This window comes from uncultured Tateyamaria sp. (assembly GCF_947497045.1).
In the GTDB taxonomy this organism is placed as follows: Bacteria; Pseudomonadota; Alphaproteobacteria; order Rhodobacterales; family Rhodobacteraceae; genus Tateyamaria.
Window position 1 is genome coordinate 305592 of sequence record NZ_CANMEU010000002.1, and the last position, 20173, is coordinate 325764.

Below are 20173 nucleotides of genomic sequence, written 5' to 3' on the forward strand. Positions count from 1 at the left end.
AATGGGCCGTGCTGTCAACCGCTGAAGGGGCCAACGGACAGGTTTTGGAACATCCCCCAGAGCGCGGTGACGAAAATCGACATCATGCCCACGGCCTGCACCCATGTGCGATGGCGGGTCAAACGGCGCCACAATGCCTCGCCCTGCGCCCCTTCGGCCTGGATCAGCCGGGCGGTGGACAGGTTGAGCGCGCCCACAATGGACAGCGGAAAACCGAGCAGGAACAAGGCTTGGGCAAATTCGACCTTGTAGACAAACCCGAGCAAGCCAAGGGCTGTCAGGCTGAAACACACGAAGCCCAGAGCCCAAAGTCCCGACACCTGCCCGATAAAGAGCAGACGGTGGGTGTTGATGCGCACAAGGTCCTCAAGATCCTCCGCCGATTGGCCCCCATAGCGGCGCGCGCGGGCCACCATGTCGAAGGGCACGCCCAAGACCCAATGGCTTGCCGTCGACCACACGACCGCCAGGGCGATCCAGAACCACAGGTTCGAGAACGAGCGCATGTCGATCAGTTCCAAGATGTTGTCGTACCAGTCCACGGCCTGCCCTGTCGCCCCCGTCCCTCTCACGCCGACACACAGCGTCTGGGTATTTGTCGCCTCTCTTAGCGCGCGCGCACCGCGTGGCCAAGGGTTGCTGCGCGCAAAAATCCATGGCACCCATGAGGTGTCACTCAAACTGGACAGATGCGATGCGCCCCACAACCGCCCCCTATCCCGCCACCCGCCTGCGGCGTACCCGCCAAAGTGCCGCGATCCGGGGGCTTGTGCGCCAGAATACCCTGACGGTCGATGACTTCATCTGGCCCGTCTTCGTGCGGTCCGGCGACGGGATCGAAGAACCGATCCCCTCCATGCCCGGCGTGATGCGCCGATCTGTCGACAAGGTGGTCGAGGCCGCACGCGAAGCCCACGATCTGGGCATCCCCGCCATCTGTATCTTTCCCTATACAGGGCTGGAAGAACGCACCGAGGATTGCGCAGGTGCCTGGGATCCGGACAACCACGCCAACCGGGCGATCCGGGCCATCAAGGACGCGGTGCCCGAGATCGCGATTATGACAGACGTGGCGCTTGATACCTACAACATCAACGGCCATGACGGGTTTGTCGAAAACGGCGAAATCGTGAATGACCGCACGATCGGGGCACTGGTGAAAATGGCGCTCTCCCAGGCCGAAGCCGGGGCCGACATCATCGGCCCGTCCGACATGATGGACGGACGGATCGGAGCAATCCGCACAGCACTTGAGGGCGCGGGCCATCAAAACGTGATGATCCTGAGCTATGCGGCCAAATATGCCTCAGCCTTCTACGGCCCGTTCCGGGACGCGGTCGGGGCATCCGGCGCACTCACAGGGGACAAGAAGACCTACCAGATGGATCCCGGCAACTCGGATGAGGCGATGCGGCTGATCGAACGGGACCTCAGCGAAGGCGCGGATATGGTGATGGTCAAACCCGGCCTGCCCTATCTCGACATTTGCCGCCGGGTCAAAACGGAATTCGGGGCACCGACCTTCGCCTATCAGGTGTCAGGTGAATACGCGATGATCAAGGCAGCCAGCGGTAACGGATGGGTGGACCACGACCACGTGATGATGGAAAGCCTGATGGCGTTCAAACGGGCGGGCTGCGATGGTATCCTGACCTATTTCGCGCCCGCCGCCGCACGGCTGCTGAACAACGGCTGAGCGGGGCGGAGGACACCTCCGCCTTACAGACACCTCACCCTTCTTTTGACCAAAAATACCGCGGGGAGTCCGCAAGGACGGGGCAGAGCCCCCTAAATCAAAAATCCGTGCCTTTGGCGGGGGCCAGAGGCGTAAGAACCCCGGCAGAAAGCCGCGCAGAGCCCAACCCATGGTGACAGCCCCTACAAACCAGCATATAGTTACGCCAAGCGTGGGCAAATCACGCAGCAACACGAAGCAGTACAGGCGGTTCAACATGACCAACACTTCACTGTCGCGGCGCGCATTTTCGGCCGGTGCATTGGCGGGCACAGGTGTGCTTGCCGCATGTGGCAACGGCATCGGCGGACGGGGCGGGGCAACCATTGACGCGCGCGTCTCTGCCACGCTGGACGAGATGTATCGCACCTATCCCAACACCCGGAACCTTGCCCAGAAGGCGAGCGGCGTCCTCGTGATGCCACTTGTGACCGAAGCGGGCCTGGGTCTGGGCGGGGCCTACGGGCGCGGCGCGCTTTTGATCAATGATATCACCGTCGACTACTACTCGGTCGTCAAGGGCTCGGGCGGCTTGCAAATCGGTGCACAGCAATTTGCGCATGTGCTGTTCTTTATGACCGAAGACGCATTGCTGAAATTCCGCCGCTCACCGGGATGGGCCGCAGGGGCGGACATCGAATATGTGGTCTCCGATCAAGGCGACGGGGTTGCCGCCGACACAACCACAGCGCTTTCACCCGTTCTGGCGGCCGTGTTTGCACGGGCCGGTCTGCGGCTTGGGGCAACGCTGGAAGGCACGAAATACACGCGCATCATTCCCTGATCAGGGGTCGGCGGGCGGGCGCATTTTGACCACACAGGGTCAAAACAGTCCCGTCCCCCGACCGGACCTCAACCGCCTGCCTTGAGGCGTTTGAACAGGCTGGAGGTGTCCCACCGTCCGCCACCCATCTTCTGGACATCCTTGTAGAACTGGTCGACCAAAGCCGTCACCGGCAGGCTCGCGCCGTTCTCATTGGCCGTATCAAGGCAGATGCCCAGATCCTTGCGCATCCAGTCCACCGCAAAACCATGCTCGAACTGATCCTCCAGCATCGTCTCATAGCGATTGTTCATCTGCCACGACCCCGCCGCGCCTTGGCTGATCACCTCGACCACCGCGCGGCCATCCAGCCCGGCCTTGTCGGCAAAATGCAGCGCCTCGGACAGGCCCTGCACCAGACCTGCAATGGCAATCTGATTGCACATCTTGGTGATCTGACCTGCGCCACTGTCACCGATCCGGCGGCACAGCTTGGCATAGGACTGCATGATCGACTCGGCGCGCGCATAGGCCCCCGCGTCCCCACCGCACATGATCGACAGCGCGCCATTCTCGGCCCCCGCCTGCCCGCCTGAAATCGGGGCGTCGACAAAACTGATCTGCATGGCATCCGCCGCCCCGTATAGTTCGGCCGTCACAACCGCAGACACCGTGGTGTGATCAACAAACACAGTGCCCGACCCCATCCCGGCAAAGGCACCGTCTTCGCCCAGACACACACTGCGCAGATCATCGTCATTGCCCACGCAGGCCATCACGAAATCTGCACCCTGCGCCGCCTCGCGTGGGGTCTTGGCCATGGCCCCTCCATGGGTGGTGACCCAATCCTGCGCGCGCGATGCAGTGCGGTTATAGACGGTGACGTCATGCCCCGCATTTTGCAGATGCCCCGCCATCGGGGCGCCCATCACGCCCATCCCCAAGAATGCCAGTTTCGCCATGCCGATCCTTTCCAATTTTGCGCCGCCCGTGGCTTGCGCTTCTGCCCTTGCCTACCTAACAGTCACGGCCCAAGGGTCAACGCAGCAACAGGACATGGCGGCAAACATATGGCAGTGGTTTTTCAATGGCTGGTGCGGATCACGGCGGCACTGATTGTGCTCGGTGTGATCGGGGTGGGCATGGTCTATTACCTCGCCGCACGCTCATTGCCGAACTATGACACGACCGTGCGGGTGCCCGCGATCTCGGCCCCGGTCGAGATTGTGCGTGACAATGCCAATGTGCCCCACATCTTTGGTGAAACAGACGCGGATGTGTTCCACGGGCTTGGATTCGCGCACGCGCAGGATCGCCTGTGGCAGATGATGATGCTGCGGCGCACGGCGCAAGGTCGCCTCAGCGAAGTGTTCGGCACGGCCACGGTCGACATCGACAGCTTTGTGCGGCGGCTCGATCTTTACCGCCTGTCGGTCGAGTCGGTGGCCGCGCAGGATGCAGCCACCACCGCCGCACTCACCGCCTATGCCGCCGGAGTCAATGCGCGTCTCGATCAGATCAACGCCGAAGCTCTGGGGCGCGGTGCCCCCGAGATGTTCCTGTTTTCCACCCCCCTTGCCCCGTGGCGGCCCGCCGACAGCCTTGCAATTGCCAAACTGATGGGGCTGCAACTTTCGGGCCATCTGACCGAAGAGGTCCTGCGCGCCCGTATCTCACTGGCGCTTGAGGATGATGCCCGCCTTGCCGACATTCTCCCTGACACCCCCGGTGCCGGCATCGCAAGCCTGCCCGCATACGCCCAGCTTGTGCCCGGTGCCGCGCCGTCCCATGCCGCCGCCGCTGAACCGCCCACACATCCGCTGTCGCCCTTCAAAACCCGGGGCTTTGCAGGGGCATCCAACGCGTGGGCCGCCGCCGCCTCACGCTCGGCCTCAGGCGGCACGCTTTTGGCCAATGACCCGCATCTGGGCTTTTCCGCCCCCGCGATCTGGTATCTGGCGCGGCTCGAGTTGCGCACAGGCGGTGTCATCGGGGGCAGCATTCCGGGCCTGCCACTGATCCTGACGGGGCGCTCGGATCGCCTTGGGTGGGGGCTGACGACGGCTTACGTCGATGACCAAGACGTGATGATCGAAGAGCTGAACCCCGACAACCCCGAAGAATACCGCACACCGGACGGGTTCAAAGCATTCGACTCCCGCGCCTCGATCATCGAGATCAAGGGGGCCGATCCCATCACCCTCACCCTGCGTTGGTCTGACAACGGCCCCGTCCTGCCCGGCAGTTTCCGCAACCTTGGCACCATCACCCCGCCCGGCCATGTGGCAGCACTCGCCTGGACGGTGCTCAGCCCCAATGACACCTCCGTCAGCGGCGGTTTGGGGATCATGCAGGCCCAGACCGTGGCCGAGGCGATCACCGCCTCCGAGGCGCATATCGCGCCCGCCCAGAACCTCACCCTCGTGGATCGGGGCAGCATCGCGATGAAGACAGTCGGTGCGATCCCGCGCCGGGATGCCAATCACCAAAGTCAGGGGCGCATGCCCGCCCTTGGCTGGCGTCCCGAAAACCGCTGGCAGGGCCGGATGCCCTACACCTCGAATCCCGGCTTTGTGTCGCCCATTGGCGGGATCCTGGGCAACACCAACAACAAGACGGTCGACCGCCCCTTTCCCAACCACGTGAGCTTTCACTGGGGGGACACGCAGCGGGTGCAACGCTGGAAACGGCTGATGCAGGCGCGCGAGGTGCACACCCGCGACAGTTTCATCGAGGCGCAGCTGGACACCGTCAGCTTCACCGCGCGCTCGCTGTTGCCGCTGATCGGGGCAGAGCTATGGTTCACGGGCGAAGCCGCCCCCGATGGCACCGCCGAACGGCAACGCCAGCGTGCACTGGCCCTGCTGGCCGAATGGAACGGCGAGATGAACGAACACTGGCCCGAGCCGTTGATCTATGCCGCGTGGTTGCGCGCATTGCAGGACCGGATGGCGCGTGATGATCTGGGGCCGCTGGCCGATGCGCTGACCCATGTGGAGCCGCTGTTCATCGAACGTGCCTTTCGCGATGTGGACGGGGCGGCGGTGTGGTGCGACGTGCGCCAATCCGCCCCCGTCGAGACCTGCGCGGACATGGCGCGCCTGTCGCTGGATGATGCGCTGGTCTGGATTGCGGAAAACTGGGGCACACAGCTGGAATCCCTGCGATGGGGGGACGCGCATCAGGCAACGCACGACCATGCGGTCTTGGGCGAAGTGCCGATCCTGCGCTATTTCGTCAACATCCGCCAATCGACCTCGGGCGGTGACAATACCCTGCAACGCGGGCTGACCCGTGGCACCGGTCCTGACCCGTTTGAGAATGTGCACGGGGCGGGCTATCGCGGCGTCTATGATTTTGCCGATCCCAACTCTTCGGTCTTCGTGATTTCGACCGGACAGTCGGGCCACTTCCTGTCGCGCCACTATGACGATCTGGCGCAACTGTGGCGGCGGGGCGAATATATCCCGATGTCGCTGGATGAAGGGCTGGCACGGGCAGCGGCGGTCGGCATCACCCGGCTCGAACCGCTGCAATGACCACGATCCTGTTCAACAAGCCCTTTGGAGTGTTGTCGCAATTCACCGACAAGGGTACGGAAGGATCGCCTCGCCCCACCCTGTCAGCGTTCATTGACGTGCCAGGTGTCTATCCGGCCGGGCGGCTCGATCGCGACAGCGAAGGGCTGATGATGCTGACCAGCGATGGCGCATTGCAGGCCCGGATCGCACACCCCAAGTTCAAGGCCCCCAAGACCTATTGGGTGCAGGTCGAGGGCAAGGCTGACGACGATGCGCTGCGGGCGCTGGCCTCGGGTGTCACGCTGAAGGACGGGCCGACCAAGCCCGCGACGGCCATCCGCATGGATGCACCCCCGGACCTGTGGCCGCGCAACCCGCCAATCAGGGTGCGCAAATCGGTGCCCGACAGCTGGCTGTCATTGACCTTGCGCGAGGGGCGCAACCGGCAGGTGCGGCGGATGACGGCGCATGTGGGATTTCCCACCCTGCGGTTGATCCGGGCGCAAATTGGGGAGTGGTCTGTAGACGGGCTAGCCCCCGGCGAGTGGCGGGCGATCTGACCACGCATCCTGTCAGGGCTGCCCTTTGGAATAAGGTCGCAAAGGGCGTCAGAGCCCGTCAAAGCGCGCCTTTTGAATGGCACTCCAGCGGACGTCGAAGGCAAAGCCATTCTCGTCCTGCCGTTCGGCTTCAACCACGTCCTGTTCGAACAACCACGCGCGTTTGCGGCCCTCGGCATATGGCAGCACAACCGTTTCCGTGATGACGGTGCCTTGCAGGGTCTCGGCCACATGGGTCAGGAGTGCGTCAATCCCCTCACCGGTGATCGCGGACATGGCAAACACCCCGTCTTCGCGCGCGGCGCGGGCGCGCACGGCGTCGGCTTCTTCGGCGGGCAACAGGTCGATCTTGTTCCAGACTTCGAATTGGGTGCGCTCATCGCCGACACCGAGATCACCAAGGATTGTCTGCACATCCTCGGCCTGCGCCTCGGTTTCGGGATGCGAGATGTCGCGCACATGCAGCACGATGTCAGCGGCCAGCACCTCTTCGAGGGTGGCGCGGAAGGACGCAACCAGTTCCGTGGGCAGATCCGAGATGAAACCCACCGTGTCGGACAGGATCACCTCGGGGCCATCCTCCAGTTCGACCCGGCGCATGGTCGGATCGAGCGTGGCAAAAAGCATGTCCTTGGCCATCACATCCGCCCCCGTCAGGCGGTTGAACAAAGTGGATTTACCCGCGTTGGTATATCCCACCAGAGCCACAATCGGATAAGGTACCTTGGCGCGCGCGGCACGGTGCAGGGTGCGGGTCTTGACCACCTTGTCGAGTTGACGGCGCAAGCGCACAAGTTGGGTGTCGATGGCGCGACGGTCCGCTTCGATCTGGGTCTCGCCCGGCCCGCCCACAAAGCCCAGCCCCCCCCGTTGTCGCTCAAGGTGGGTCCAGGCGCGCACCAGCCGCGTGCGCTGATAGCTGAGTGCAGCCATTTCGACCTGCAAAACACCCTCGCGGGTCGCGGCGCGGTCCGAGAAGATTTCGAGGATCAACCCGGTGCGGTCGAGCAGTTTGACCTTCCACGCCTTTTCAAGATTGCGCTGCTGCACAGGCGTCACGGGGCCGTCGATCAGGACCAGTTCGACCTCGGCGTCGTGGATCAGCTTGCCCAATTCCTCAATCTTGCCCGAGCCAAACAGCAAACCTGCCCGAACTTTAGGCAGTGGGACGATCGTTTCGCCCACAACCTGCAATTCAGGTAGCGCATGGGCCAGAGACACAGCTTCGGCCAGCGCGAACTTGGGCTCGCGCCGGTCCTTGTCGGCTTTGATATCGGGGTGGAGAACCCAGGCGCGGGTAAATTCCGGCTGCTCACCCATCAAGAAGCGTCTTCGCCCTCATAGAGGCTGATGGGCTGGCTTGGCATGATCGTCGAGATCGCGTGTTTGTAGACCAGCTGGCTTTGCCCATCCCGGCGCAAAAGCACACAAAAGTTGTCAAACCACGTGATAACACCCTGCAACTTCACGCCGTTGATCAGGAAAATTGTCACGGGCACCTTGGTTTTGCGTACGTGGTTTAGAAATGCATCTTGTAAATTCTGTCTGTCCGAAGCCATGTCGGTAAACCCTTTTTTTCTTGCTTTGGCCTGCGGATCAGGCCCTCCCTCGGCGCAGAGTATGTCGCGGGGGTTGCGAAGATTCCACCCCAAAAAACAGTCCGTTACGGACCTAGTGCGTACACCCGCCTAGCCGCGCCACAAATCCGGCGTGAAAAGAGCGATGATCGCCAGTGTCTCAAGGCGACCCAGCACCATGGCTGCGACAAAGATGCTTTTGGCCGCACCACTCATTTCGATCAGTTGAATGGGCATGTCAGCGGCCACATCCAGCAAGGGACCGGTGGTGGACAGGCCCGCAATCGCGATGATCAGGGCCGTGTCAAAATCGACCCCCGCCAGCGACAGCAGGATCGACACCAGCGCCAGCGTCAGCGCGAACAGCATGAAAAAGATCCACGCGATGAAAGCCCCGCCCTTTTGCAGGCGCCCGCTCATCGTGGCTGCCCCCCCAACAGAGGACGGATGCACCAACCGCTCCATCTCGCGCAGGCCGTTCTTGTAAAGCGCATAGACCCGCAACAACTTCACCCCGCCCGCCGTGGTGGCGACCCCGCCCCCCACAAGAGCCAACCCCATCAGCAACAGCCCAGGCGTTTGCAGGCCGGACCACGCCTGCGCGTCCACCCAGTTGGCCGATGCAAAACCGGTGGTCGTCAGGAAAGAAAGCACCGTGAACGCACTGCCCCACAGCGCGCGGCCCGCATCGCGCAACTCGTCTTCGGCGGCGACATCGAATGCCCCGATGAAATGGCGAAAGAACAGGACAAGCGGCACCACGATCATCAGCGCAATCCCGATCCGAAATTCAGGGTCCCGCCGCAGCCCACCAGCATCGGCGGTGACCGTATCGGTCGAAAAGGTCAGCCGCGACAGCGCAAACAGCATAAACAGCAACATGACCGCTTCGCCCGCGATCCCTGCCCCTGCGCCCGTCAGCCCACCCACCGGCGAGATGCCGGAGGTCGCCATGATCGCCATCGCGTGACACACCGCCGTCAGGGCCGGATCACCGCCGATCGCCAGCAACACCCACAGCAGCAGCGTCAGCGCCAGATAGATCGGCACCAGCACCACCGCCACCTTGGCAATCCGCTTGCGCACCTCGGGGGCGGTCATCCCGAAATCACGCGAGGACTTGCGCCCCCGTTCAGCCCGTGCCGTAACTTCGAACCCCCCAAGGTTCAGAGGGGCCAGAATGGCCGAGGCCGCCACCCACATCATCAGCCCACCCATCCAGCCCACAATGGCACGCCACAGATGCAGCGGCCCATTCAGGCGACCGGGATCCTCAAACAGCGTGGCCCCCGTGGTGGTGATCGCACTGACCATTTCGACATAGGCGTTCAGAAAGGTGGTGGTGCGCAGCCCCTCATAGAACGGGACGGCCAGGATCGCCGGTAGAAACACAAACGCACATAGCAACGACAACAAGGGACCAAGCGTGCCATAGCGCGTCTCGCGGCCCGCATGGGCCAGCCCGATCAGTGCAAAGGCCGCCAATCCCAGCAATCCGCTGTATAAAAACGCCCGTGCAGCGGCCAGTTCGCGCACGACGCCCCCATAAACGGCAGGCACCAGCATGGCTGCGGAAAAAAGCCCGACCAACAGCAGAAACAGCGGCAATTGCGCGATGCTGGCCCACAATCCGGGGCGCTGGTGGGCGCGATCCGACATCAGAAAAAGTCGATGGACACCTGCATCAGGCGCTCCACCTCGGGCACGTCTTTGGCCAGCGCAAAGATCGCGATCACATCGCCCTCATCAATGCGGGTGTGGCCGAAAGGTCGGATCACATCCACGCCCTTGCGCACGGCCCCGATCAGCACGCCCTCGGGAAAGTCGATCTCGTTGATCTTCTTGCCCGCCAGCGGCGAGGTCGACAGCACTTCGGCCTCAATCACCTCGGCATCCGCATCCCCGATGGAATAGACAGAACGCACGCGCCCGTGCCGAATATGGCGCAGGATCGAGGACACGGTGGTGGCGCGCGGGTTGATATAGGCGTCAATGCCAAGAGGGCCCATCATCGGCACAAGGGTCGGATCGTTGATCAGCGCAATGGCGTAAGGGCAGCCCTCGGACTTGGCGCGCACCGCGGCCAGCATGTTCGTCTTGTCATCATCCGTCACCGCCAGCATCGCATCCGCCCGCGAAATCCCCGCCTCGGCCAGCAGGGTCACGTCCAGCCCGTCGCCATTCAGCACGATGGTGCGTTCCAGCGCCTCAGCCGCCAGTTCGGCGCAGCGCCGTGCGCGTTCGATCACCTTGACGCGCACCCGCTTGGCGCGTTTTTCCAGCGCGCGGGCAACCGTCAGGCCGACATTGCCCCCGCCCACAAGCACCACACGTTCCTGCTTGGCCATGGTCTTGCCAAACACTTCCATGGTGCGCGGCACATCGTCCACATGGGAAAAGACATAGGCCTCGTCCCCCTCGAACAACTGATCGCTGGCTTCGGGGGCAAACAGGGTGCCGTCGCGGCGCACGCCCACGACCACCACGCGCAAGGTGGAAAACAGGTCGGTCAACTGGCGCAGCGGCGTGTTGAGGACCGGGCAATCGGCATCCAGCGCAATGCCCAGAAGCTGGGCCTGCCCGTCAATGAACAGCTCTGTATCAAAGGCCGCAGGCGCGCTGAGGCGTTGCAGCGCCGCGGCCGCGACTTCGCGCTCGGGCGAGATCACCACGTCGATGGGCATGTGATCGCGCCGATACAGGTCGGAATAGATCGCGGTCAGATAGGATTGGCTGCGCAGCCGCGCGATCTTGCGGTTGATGCCAAAGACCGAGTGGGCCACCTGACAGGTCACCATGTTGACCTCGTCCGAATGGGTGGCCGCAATGATCATGTCCGCATCGCGCGCGCCCGCCCGGTCCAGAACGTCCGGGTAGCTCGCGAAACCCGCAACCCCTTGAACATCAAGCGTATCCGTCGCACGACGCACCAGTTCAGGGTCGTTGTCGACCACGGTGACGTCGTTGCGTTCACCCGAAAGGTGGCGGGCAATCTGCCAGCCGACCTGACCTGCCCCACAGATGATGACTTTCATCGTTGTTCCCGTGTTGGGGCGCGCGCATGCGCCGCCATTTCAGCCACATGGCATGACAGACCGGGCGGCCCCGGTCAACGCTTTGGCCCAATGGCGGGTTTCGTTCAAAGTGAACTCAATGACGCAAATGGCAATTGTCAAAACGCGGGGCTTGGGTCACTCTTGGCTTTATGCGGGTTGTTGTTTCACTTTTGGTGCTGATGGGGTTGGGCGGATGCGCGCCTGTGTCCACCTATTATGCGGAAGGCGTCAGTTTTGCGCAGCTTGAACGGGACAACACGCGCTGCGATGTGGCCGCCTTGCGCGATGCGCCGGTTGCGACCCAAACCCGGCAGTACCCCCCACGCTATATCTCGCGCCGGGTCTGCGATCACAAAGGGCACTGCTACAATCGGGGCGGATATTGGGTTCCGGGCGAGATTTACACGGTCGATGTGAACGCCGACCTGCGTGCCCGCGTCAAATCGCTGTGTATGGGGGATCGCGGCTATCGCCCTGTCGAGGTACCCGTCTGCCCGCGCGGTGTGGCCGAGGCCGCGCCGCTTGGCCCCTCGCCCGTGCTGCCCCGTCTCAACTCCGCCAGCTGTGCCATCCGCACCGAAGGTGGTGGATTTCGGATCGTCACCCAAGGATAAACATGACTGATCTACACCGTGCAAAGGCCTGCGTGCAGGCCCACCACGCCGCCCTTGCGCGCGCCGATACGGGCAATGTGGGGGCCGCGCTTGCCGAGCATCTGAGCACAGATGCGACGTGGCGCGGGATGCACCCGTTTCATGTCCAGACCGGCCCTGCGGCCATTGCCGAAGCGTTCTGGGCTCCTTTGTTGCAGGCCATGTCACGGATACAGCGGCGTCAGGATATCTTCTTTGCCGGGCAGAACCATCTGGATGAGGGTGGTGCCACATGGGTTGCCTCCATGGGGCATCTGATGGCGCTGTTTGATGCCCCGTTTCTGGGCATCCAGCCAACCCGCAAGATCGTGATGATCCGCTATGCCGAGTTCTCGCGGGTCGAGAACGACCGGATCGTGGAACAGGCACTGTTCGTGGACCTGCTGCACCTGATGGCGCAGGCGGGCCAGTACCCCCTGCCCGACATGACAGCCGCCCAACTGGTGCAACCGGGGCCGGCGACCCATGACGGGCTCTTGTTCGAAGATCAGGACCCCGCCGAAGGGCAAAAGACCCTCGACCGCATCCACGCGATGATGCACGCCATTGATCAGGCCAATGCAGGCGCGCCGCCCCTCACCCCGCAGCAAGAACTGGCGCGCGACTGGAATGACGACATGATCTGGTGGGGGCCGACCGGGATCGGGGCCACCTACACGATTGATCGCTATATCGAGCAGCATCAGCGCCCGTTCCGCACCCAACTGGGTGCGCGCATTTTCAACGGACACATCTGCCGCATGGCCGAAGGCCGCTATGGCGGGTTTTTCGGCTGGCCGAACCTGACGATGGACTGCACGGGGCCGTTTCTGGGCCTGCCTCCGTCCGGGCGAAAGGCAGATATGCGCGTGGTCGACATCTATCGGCGCGACGGCGACAAGCTGGCCGAGAACTGGGTGTTCATCGACATCCTGCACTTTCTGAACATGCAGGGGCTGGACGTGCTGGCGCAGCTTGGGACGCGGGCGCGCTAGCCCGCCTCGCTGTCAGCCTCGTCCAGATGCGCCACCCGCGCGCCCGCCTTGGACGAGGTCACGACGCCGAGCGATTTCAGCTTGCGGTGCAGGGCCGAGCGTTCCATGCCGACGAAATTCGCGGTGCGGCTGATGTTGCCGCCAAAACGGTTGATCTGGGTCAGCAGGTATTCACGCTCGAACGCCTCGCGTGCCTCGCGCAGCGGCAAAGTCGCCAGCGCCCCCGACAGCACCACCCGTCCCTCTTCGCCCGTTGGCTCGTCGGAACCGGGCAATTCACGCGCCTCGATGGGTCCAGTGCCCTCGCCAAGGATCAGCACCCGTTCGACCATGTTCTTGAGTTGGCGCACGTTGCCGGGCCACACCATCGTTTGCAGCAGGGCCGAGGCATCTTCGCTTAAGTCACGCTTGGGCAGACCCTGGGCGGTGTTGAATTCCTCGATGAAATGGGCGGCCAGAACGGGAATATCCTCGCGCCGTTCCTCAAGGCTGGGCACCGGGATCGGCACCACATTCAGGCGGTGATACAGCTCCTGACGGAAGGTTTCAGCCGCAATCGCCTGTTCCAGATCGCGGTTGGTCGAGGAAATCACACGCAGATCGACGCGCACCTTGTCGGTGCCGCCAACCCGTTGAAATTGTTGATCAACCAGCACCCGCAGGATCTTGGATTGTGTGCCGATGGGCATATCGGCCACCTCATCGAAATAGATCACTCCGCCATGAGCCTGCTCCAGCAGCCCCTTTTCGATGCCGCGCTCGGGCGTTTCGCGACCAAACAGGACTTCTTCCATGTTTTCAGGCGCAACCCCCGCGCAATTGACGGTGACGAAGGGGGCATCCGCGCGGTTGGATTTGGCGTGAATATAGCGGGCGGCGACCTCTTTGCCCGACCCCGCAGGGCCGGTCAGCATCACGCGGCCATTGGATTTGGTGACCTTGTCAAGTTGCGAAATCAAGCCGCGGAAGCTGGCCGAGGATCCGACGATTGCAGATTGCGCGACCTCGGGGCGGCGCAGGCTTTGATTCTCGCGGCGCAGGCGCGAGGTTTCCATGGCGCGGCGGATGACCACCAGCAACTGATCGATGTTGAAGGGCTTTTCGATGAAGTCATAGGCCCCCTGCTTGATCGCGGCGACCGCAATTTCGATATTGCCATGGCCCGAAATGATGACCACCGGCACGTCCGGGTTATCGCGTTTGACCGTCTTGAGGATGTCGATCCCGTCCATCCGGCTGTCCTTGAGCCAGATGTCGAGGATCATCAGCGCGGGCGCGGCCGTGTTGATCGACGCCATTGCATCGTCCGAATTGCCCGCCAATCGCGTGGCATAGCCCTCGTCCTCAAGAATATCCGAGATCAGTTCCCGAATATCGCGCTCATCATCCACGATCAAAATGTCGCTCATACCGCATGCTCCTGCTCAACTTGGACCGGGGTTGTGATGGGCAGCATGATGACCGCCATCGCCCCGGCATGTGTCTGGCCTTCAAAGGGGGCCGCATCTTCGAGGGTGAGTGTCCCCCCGTGTTCTTCGATGATCTTTTTCACAATGGGCAGGCCAAGGCCTGTGCCCTCATTTCGGGTGGTGACATAGGGTTCAAACAGGCGCGCGCGATCTTCGGGCAGACCGATCCCATTGTCGGAAATGATAATATGAGCGCCATGCGGGTCGGTCGTCATCGTGACCTCGACGCGGGGCACGTGCCCGTCTGGCGCAAGTCCCTTTTCCTGCAAGGTTACAATGGCTTCGCCCGCGTTCTTGATCAAGTTCGTCAGGGCCTGCGAGATCATGGTCGCATCCACATCGCCCATCACAGGCGCGCCCGGTAGATCGTCGGCAAAGGTAACATCCGGCTGCCCTGCACGTTGCAGCAGGATCGCATCGCGCACGATCAGTGCAATGTCATGGGATTGACGATCCGGCTCGGGCATCCGTGCGAACTTGGAAAACTCGTCCACGATGCGGCGCAAATCGCCAGTCTGGCGCACGATCACATCCGTCATCTGCTCAAGGCTGTCACTGTCCTCGCCCAGTTTGGGGGCAAACTTGCGTTTGATCCGCTCGGCACTCAGCTGGATGGGGGTCAGCGGGTTCTTGATCTCGTGCGCGATACGGCGGGCCACATCACCCCAGGCGGCCATGCGTTGCGCACTCACAAGGTCGGTCACGTCCTCAAACGCGATCACATACCCCTCAAGCCGCCCCTCATCACTGCGCCGGGTCGCCATGCGCACCAGCAGATTTTCGAGGCGACCCTCACGCGTCACCTTGACCTCACCTTGGGTCGTCTCCTGTGGCCCGGCCTTGAGCAACGCAAACAGCGCCGCCAATTCGGGGATCGCAACCGCCAGGGGCACGGACTCGCGATCCTCGCCCCATTCCAGCAGACGCGCGGCGGATCGGTTCACAAAGGTCACCTTGCCCTCGGGATCGACCCCCACAACGCCGGAGGTGACGGAGGAGAGCACGGAGTCAAACAGGCGACGCCGCCGTTCAATCTGTTCGGTCGTGTCCAGCAGGCTTTGCCGTTGCCCTTTGAGCTGTTTCGTCATCTGGTTGAAATAGCGGCCCAGCATCGCAATTTCGTCGTCGCCCTCTTCTTCGCGGACCTGCACGTCCAGATCGCCCGCACCCACACGCTGTGCCGCGCCTGTCAGCCGCCCCACAGGCCCGGACAGACGTTCGGCAAACCAGAACCCCAGCCAGATTGCCGCCAGAATCAGCACCACCGCAAAGCCCAGATACAGCACCCCAAAGTCAAACAGCACCCGGCCCCGGTCCGCCTCAAGCTGTTGATAAAGCCGGACGGTCTCTTGCGTTTCATCCAGCAGCGACAGGATTTCACCGTCCACCGCGCGGCTGATATAAAGGAACCGGTCCACGTAGCTGGCCAGTGGGACAAGCGCGCGGAATTCGTTGTTGGGCCAGTCCTCGATCACCAGCCCGCCCGTTTCTATCGCTTGGGTGATGTGGTCCTGCGTCGGCATCTCGAAATCGAACAGGTAGGATCGGTCGCCGCGCGTGCGCAACGTGCCTGTCCCATCTATCAGGAACGCCTCGCGCAGTCCCCGCTGCACCTGTAGCTGACCATCCGCCAGCACTTCGCGGTCCGCCACGCTTTGGGCGGCCCGCACCTGATCGATATAGCGGGCCAAGGCGCGCGCGTCGGTGATCAGGTCCTCGCGCTGTTCGGTTTCATAGGCTTCGGCGGCGGCCAGCGAGTTGCCGACCACCTGGCTGACCCGATCCGAAAACCAACCCTCAAGCCCGATATTGACGGTCAGCCCCGCGAACACGGCCACAGTTACCGTCGGGATCAACGCCAACAGCGCGAAAGCGCCCGTCAGCCGCATGTGCAGCCGTGACCCTGCGGATTTGGCCCGCCGCGCAGCAATCAGCCGTCCGATCTGGGACAGAACAAGGGCTGCAACGACCAGCACATAAACCAGATCGGCCAGCAGGATCAGCCGCAAGGACGGCGCGCTTGATCCCTGATCAAGAGGGCCAAGCACAAGGAAGGTGGTCATCGCCAGAACCGGGCCCAAAACCACCAGCCCAAGGGTCGCGGCGTTGCGCACACGCCTGCGTCGGCGCAAGCGTGCGAGCGTCATCCACCAAGTGGTGCGTGTCCCAGATGCCACGTGGCATGTCCTCGATGATGTGGCACCTGCGCGCCATTACCGCCATATCCAGTGGTCAGAGGGGCGGTGCGCCCCAACAGCCACGGGTGTGTGGCAGTATTACATCAACTTACGACGCCGTGTCACCTCTATATCCAGGTCTGTGATCTTCTTCCGCAGGGTATTGCGGTTGATTCCCAGCAAATCCGCACATTTCGCCTGATTTCCGCCGGTTGCATCCAGCGCAATCTCGATCAGCGGGGCCTCGACCTCGCGCAGAATCCGTTGGTAGAGGCCGGGGGGGGGCAGCATATTGCCATGCAGATCAAAATACCGCTTGAGGTGGCGCGCCACCGACGCCCCCAGTTTTTCAGTATCACCCGCGCTGCGGATCGGGTCCAGTTCGGGCTGGCTGCCAAGGACCTGTTCGACCTCAGAGGCCGAAATCTCGACCGCGCGACTGGTCAGCCCAAGGCGGCGCACGGCGTTTTCCAACTGGCGCACGTTACCGGGCCAACTGTAGGTGCGGAAAATCTCTGCGGCATCTTCGGACAGCACGCGCCGGGCCTGCCCCACCTTTTCGACCCGGCCCAGAAAATGTTCGCCAAGCAGCGGAATATCATCGACCCGTTCGCGCAAGCTGGGCACCTTGAGCGTCGCCCCCGACAGGCGATAATAGAGATCCTTGCGCACCATCCCCGCCTCCATCGCAGCTGTCAGATCACTTTGCGAGGTGGCGAGAAAGCGCGGCACATATTCGCCGGGCGTGTCCATCATGCGCACGATCCGGGCCTGCAATTCTTCGGGGATGTCGCCAATCTCGTCGATCAACAGCGTACCGCCCTTGACGCGGGCCAGCACGCGGGCGGGGCCCTCAAGGTCCTGCAACTCGGCGGCGGTGATGGTCACGAACGGCAATGTGCGCCGATCTGAAAAGTCGTGGATGGCCCGCGCGATCAGGGACTTGCCCGTTCCGCTTTCGCCCCAGATCAGCACAGGCAGATCCGTGTTCATCACCCGCGCCACCACCCGGTAAAGCGCCTGCATGACGGCGGTGCGCCCCACAAGCGGCAACTCGTCCGGACGCTCGTCGCTGTCCGCACGTATCGGGCTGTGCGCCTTCATCTCAAGCGCCCTTGCGGTGCGTTTCATCAGATCCGGCAGATCAAAAGGTTTGGGCAGGTAATCATAGGCTTCGGCCTCGGCCGCCTGAATGGCCGTCATAATGGTGTTCTGCGCCGAGATCACGATAACCGGCAGGCCGGGGCGGTCCTGATTGATCTTGGGCAACATCTCAAGCCCATTGCCATCCGGCATCATCACATCCGAAATGACCACATCGCCCTTGCCCTCACCCACCCATCGCATCAGCGTGGTCAGGCTGGATGTGGCGTGGACCTTGCAGCCCGCACGCGTCAGCGCCTGGGTCAAAACGGTTCGGATTGTGCGGTCGTCATCCGCGACCAGAACGGTGCCATCCATCGGTTAATCCTCGTGTGGGTCAGATGCAGTATATGCGGTTTCAGGTTTGGGTGCCCGCGGCAGGGACAGGCGGAACACGGTGCGTCCGGGCACGGACGTGACCGAAATCCAGCCTGTGTGGTCCGATATGATCTTGCTGACGAGGGCGAGGCCCAGCCCCGTCCCGTTTTCCTTGCCCGACACGAAGGGATCGAAAATATCCGCCGCAATAGTGTCCGGCAGACCGGGGCCATCGTCGATAATCTCGATCTGCAACGGCAGCGAGGTGCCCGACCCATCCGCGCGGCGCAGCCGGAAGGAGTGTTCGAAATAGCTGTGCAGCCGGATCGTGCCGCCATTGTCTCCGGCGGCTTCGGATGCGTTCTTGAGCAGGTTCAGAACCACCTGCAACAGCTGATCCGGATCGCCGTAAGCCAGCGGCAACGAGGGGTCGTAATCCTCGATAATGGTCATCTGCGCCCCGAACCCAAGCAGCGCCGAGCGGCGGGCGCGGTCCAGCACATCGTGGATGTTGACCGGTTTCAGATCAGGAGGCGAGAGGTTGCCAAACTGTTCGACCTGCTCCAGCAGCTTCACGATCCGTCTGCTTTCCTCGACAATAAGGTCGGTGAGTTCAAGGTCTTGCGGCTCAAGGCTCATGCTGAGCAGTTGTGCGGCACCCGTAATGCCCGCCAGCGGGTTCTTGATCTCGTGGGCGAGCATTTCGGCCATGCCAATCGCGGACTTGGCCGCAGATTTGGCGGAATGGTTCTGCGTCATCCGCCCGGCCAGTTCGCGGGGCGAGATCATCATCACCATGTGTTCAGGCGCACCTACAAGCGGTGCGATCTGCAACGCGCATTGCAGCGGGGCGCGCTGACCGTTGCCCACATCCACATCATTCACGAACAGCGGTGTGCCGTTCTTGCGCGCGCGCGCCAGACTGTCCTCCAGTGGCGCATCCACAGCCAGTTGATCCCATACCGGCAACCCCCGCATGGTCTTGACGGAGGAGTTGAAGAACCCTTCGGCGGCGGAATTGATGTCGACAATCTCATCCCCCGGCCCGATCACGATGGCAGGCACGGGCAGCGACGCCCAGAGGTCCCCCACCAAGGTCATGCCGCCACCACGTCAGTACCGGGCGCAAGGGCGCGAGGCAGGATGGTGAGCGTCTCGGCGGGGGTTCTGGCTGTCAGAACAGCGCGGCGCAGGTCAGCGGGCGTGTCTGCTGCGTCCATGAACCAGCCCAGATGTTTGCGCGCGACGCGCAAGCCCAGCACATCACCGTAAAAGTGCAGCATTTCGGCATAATGCGCCAGCACCATCTCGACAAAATCCGCACCCTCGGGGACCTCCGGCGCGTCGGTGCCATAAAGCGCATGGGAAATCTCGGCCAGAAGCCAGGGGCGCCCCTGCGCCCCGCGCCCGATCATCACGCCGTCCGCACCCGATTGCGCCAGCGCCGTGCGGGCCGAGGCCACATCCACAATGTCACCATTCGCAATCACCGGGATCGACACCGCATCCTTGACGCGGCGGATCGCGGCCCAATCCGCCTGCCCTTTGTAAAACTGGCAGCGTGTGCGCCCGTGGATCACGATCTGCTGGATGCCCGCCGCCTCGGCGCGCGCCGCAATCTCGGGTGCGTTCATCAGCGCATCATCCCACCCAAGCCGGGTTTTCAGCGTCACCGGAATGTCCACCGCGCGCACCACCGCCTCGATCAGCGTCAGCGCATGATCAGGGTCGCGCATCAGGGCCGACCCGGAATAGCCCTGCGTCACCTTCTTTGCCGGACAACCCATGTTGATATCGATGACCCGCGCGCCTTGCCCGGCCACCATCTTGGCGGCTTCGGCCATGGGTGCGGCCTCGCGGCCCGCAAGCTGCACGGCGGTGGCCGCTGCATCCAGCCCCAGTTCTGCCTTTTCACGGCTGCCGGGGCGTGCGTTCAGCATATCGTGGCTCGCCACCATTTCCGACACGACCATGCCCGCCCCGAACCGTGCCACGAGGTTGCGGAACGGCAGATCCGTGATCCCGGCCATCGGGGCCAGCATCACGGGTGTGGTCATATTGAGTGGTCCGGTGGCCATGGAAATGTGCCTAATCCTTGTGCGGTCTCCCTCAGCTACCCCAGCCCCAAGGCGTACTCAATCAGGGCAAAGGGTTTCGTGGCACTGGTTTAGCACGATTGCCTGTTTTTTGTGCATATTCCACGCGCAGGACAAGGCATGGACAGCCA

Annotated in this window: 17 protein-coding genes; 6 read left to right on the forward strand and 11 right to left on the reverse strand. The window is 62.8% G+C overall.

All coding sequences use genetic code 11. The features are described 5' to 3' along the window. Positions 1-14 precede the first annotated feature (14 nt). On the reverse strand, positions 15-542 hold the full coding sequence (locus Q0859_RS04960; protein WP_299148179.1) for a component of SufBCD complex: 528 nt from the start codon (positions 540-542) through the stop codon (positions 15-17). A 152-nt stretch (positions 543-694) separates the two neighbouring features. On the opposite strand from Q0859_RS04960, the gene hemB reads away from it, so the two are divergent. Further along, complete coding sequence (hemB, locus tag Q0859_RS04965; RefSeq protein ID WP_299148181.1) at positions 695-1696, forward strand: porphobilinogen synthase; 1002 nt, start codon at positions 695-697, stop codon at positions 1694-1696. A gap of 256 nt (positions 1697-1952) precedes the next feature. Beyond that, positions 1953-2519: a YSC84-related protein gene (locus Q0859_RS04970; RefSeq protein WP_299148183.1), complete on the forward strand. Its 567-nt coding sequence runs from the start codon at positions 1953-1955 to the stop codon at positions 2517-2519. 68 nt (positions 2520-2587) lie between these two features. Here Q0859_RS04970 and Q0859_RS04975 read toward each other — a convergent pair whose 3' ends face one another. After that, entirely contained in the window at positions 2588-3475 is an 888-nt protein-coding gene (locus Q0859_RS04975) for an NAD(P)-dependent oxidoreductase (RefSeq protein WP_299148186.1), read from the reverse strand. A gap of 93 nt (positions 3476-3568) precedes the next feature. On the opposite strand from Q0859_RS04975, the gene Q0859_RS04980 reads away from it, so the two are divergent. Further along, the gene (locus Q0859_RS04980; RefSeq protein ID WP_299148189.1) at positions 3569-6037 is read left to right on the forward strand and encodes a penicillin acylase family protein; all 2469 of its coding nucleotides are present in this window, start codon (positions 3569-3571) and stop codon (positions 6035-6037) included. Further along, positions 6034-6579 carry an rRNA large subunit pseudouridine synthase E gene (locus tag Q0859_RS04985; RefSeq protein ID WP_299148191.1) on the forward strand — a complete coding sequence of 182 codons (546 nt, stop codon included), beginning with the start codon at positions 6034-6036 and terminating at the stop codon, positions 6577-6579. The genes Q0859_RS04980 and Q0859_RS04985 overlap by 4 nt, the downstream gene beginning before the upstream one ends. A gap of 48 nt (positions 6580-6627) precedes the next feature. Here the strand turns inward: Q0859_RS04985 and hflX are convergent, their stop codons facing one another. From hflX to trkA, 4 genes are all read right to left on the reverse strand, one after another. Next, complete coding sequence (gene hflX, locus Q0859_RS04990; RefSeq protein ID WP_299148194.1) at positions 6628-7899, reverse strand: GTPase HflX; 1272 nt, start codon at positions 7897-7899, stop codon at positions 6628-6630. Beyond that, positions 7899-8138 (reverse strand): RNA chaperone Hfq, encoded by a 240-nt coding sequence (hfq, locus tag Q0859_RS04995; protein WP_007119530.1) that lies wholly within the window; start codon positions 8136-8138, stop codon positions 7899-7901. The genes hflX and hfq overlap by 1 nt, the downstream gene beginning before the upstream one ends. Before the next feature lie 129 nt (positions 8139-8267). Next, positions 8268-9815 (reverse strand): potassium transporter TrkG, encoded by a 1548-nt coding sequence (locus Q0859_RS05000; RefSeq protein WP_299148196.1) that lies wholly within the window; start codon positions 9813-9815, stop codon positions 8268-8270. Further along, a complete protein-coding gene (gene trkA / locus Q0859_RS05005) occupies positions 9815-11191 on the reverse strand; it encodes a Trk system potassium transporter TrkA (RefSeq protein ID WP_299148198.1) in 1377 nt (458 codons plus the stop codon). Before trkA ends, Q0859_RS05000 begins: the two co-directional genes overlap by 1 nt. Positions 11192-11361: 170 nt before the next feature. Between trkA and Q0859_RS05010 the strand changes: the two genes are divergently transcribed. Together Q0859_RS05010 and Q0859_RS05015 are read left to right on the forward strand one after the other, a co-directional pair. Then, on the forward strand, positions 11362-11826 hold the full coding sequence (locus Q0859_RS05010) for a hypothetical protein (protein ID WP_299148200.1): 465 nt from the start codon (positions 11362-11364) through the stop codon (positions 11824-11826). Between the two features lie 2 nt (positions 11827-11828). Then, positions 11829-12839 (forward strand): ester cyclase, encoded by a 1011-nt coding sequence (locus Q0859_RS05015; protein ID WP_299148203.1) that lies wholly within the window; start codon positions 11829-11831, stop codon positions 12837-12839. Here the strand turns inward: Q0859_RS05015 and Q0859_RS05020 are convergent. The 5 genes from Q0859_RS05020 to dusB all read right to left on the reverse strand — a co-directional run bounded on the left by Q0859_RS05020 (position 12836) and on the right by dusB (position 20024). Continuing rightward, positions 12836-14248, reverse strand: a complete 1413-nt coding sequence (locus Q0859_RS05020) for a sigma-54 dependent transcriptional regulator (protein ID WP_299148206.1) — start codon at positions 14246-14248, stop codon at positions 12836-12838. The genes Q0859_RS05015 and Q0859_RS05020 overlap by 4 nt on opposite strands. After that, positions 14245-16455 (reverse strand): PAS domain-containing sensor histidine kinase, encoded by a 2211-nt coding sequence (locus Q0859_RS05025; protein ID WP_299148208.1) that lies wholly within the window; start codon positions 16453-16455, stop codon positions 14245-14247. Before Q0859_RS05025 ends, Q0859_RS05020 begins: the two co-directional genes overlap by 4 nt. Before the next feature lie 129 nt (positions 16456-16584). Beyond that, positions 16585-17946 (reverse strand): response regulator, encoded by a 1362-nt coding sequence (locus Q0859_RS05030; RefSeq protein WP_299148211.1) that lies wholly within the window; start codon positions 17944-17946, stop codon positions 16585-16587. Positions 17947-17949: 3 nt separating this feature from the next. Next, complete coding sequence (locus Q0859_RS05035; protein ID WP_299148214.1) at positions 17950-19047, reverse strand: ATP-binding protein; 1098 nt, start codon at positions 19045-19047, stop codon at positions 17950-17952. Next, positions 19044-20024 carry a tRNA dihydrouridine synthase DusB gene (gene dusB / locus Q0859_RS05040; RefSeq protein WP_299148217.1) on the reverse strand — a complete coding sequence of 327 codons (981 nt, stop codon included), beginning with the start codon at positions 20022-20024 and terminating at the stop codon, positions 19044-19046. Before dusB ends, Q0859_RS05035 begins: the two co-directional genes overlap by 4 nt. Positions 20025-20173: the final 149 nt, after the last annotated feature.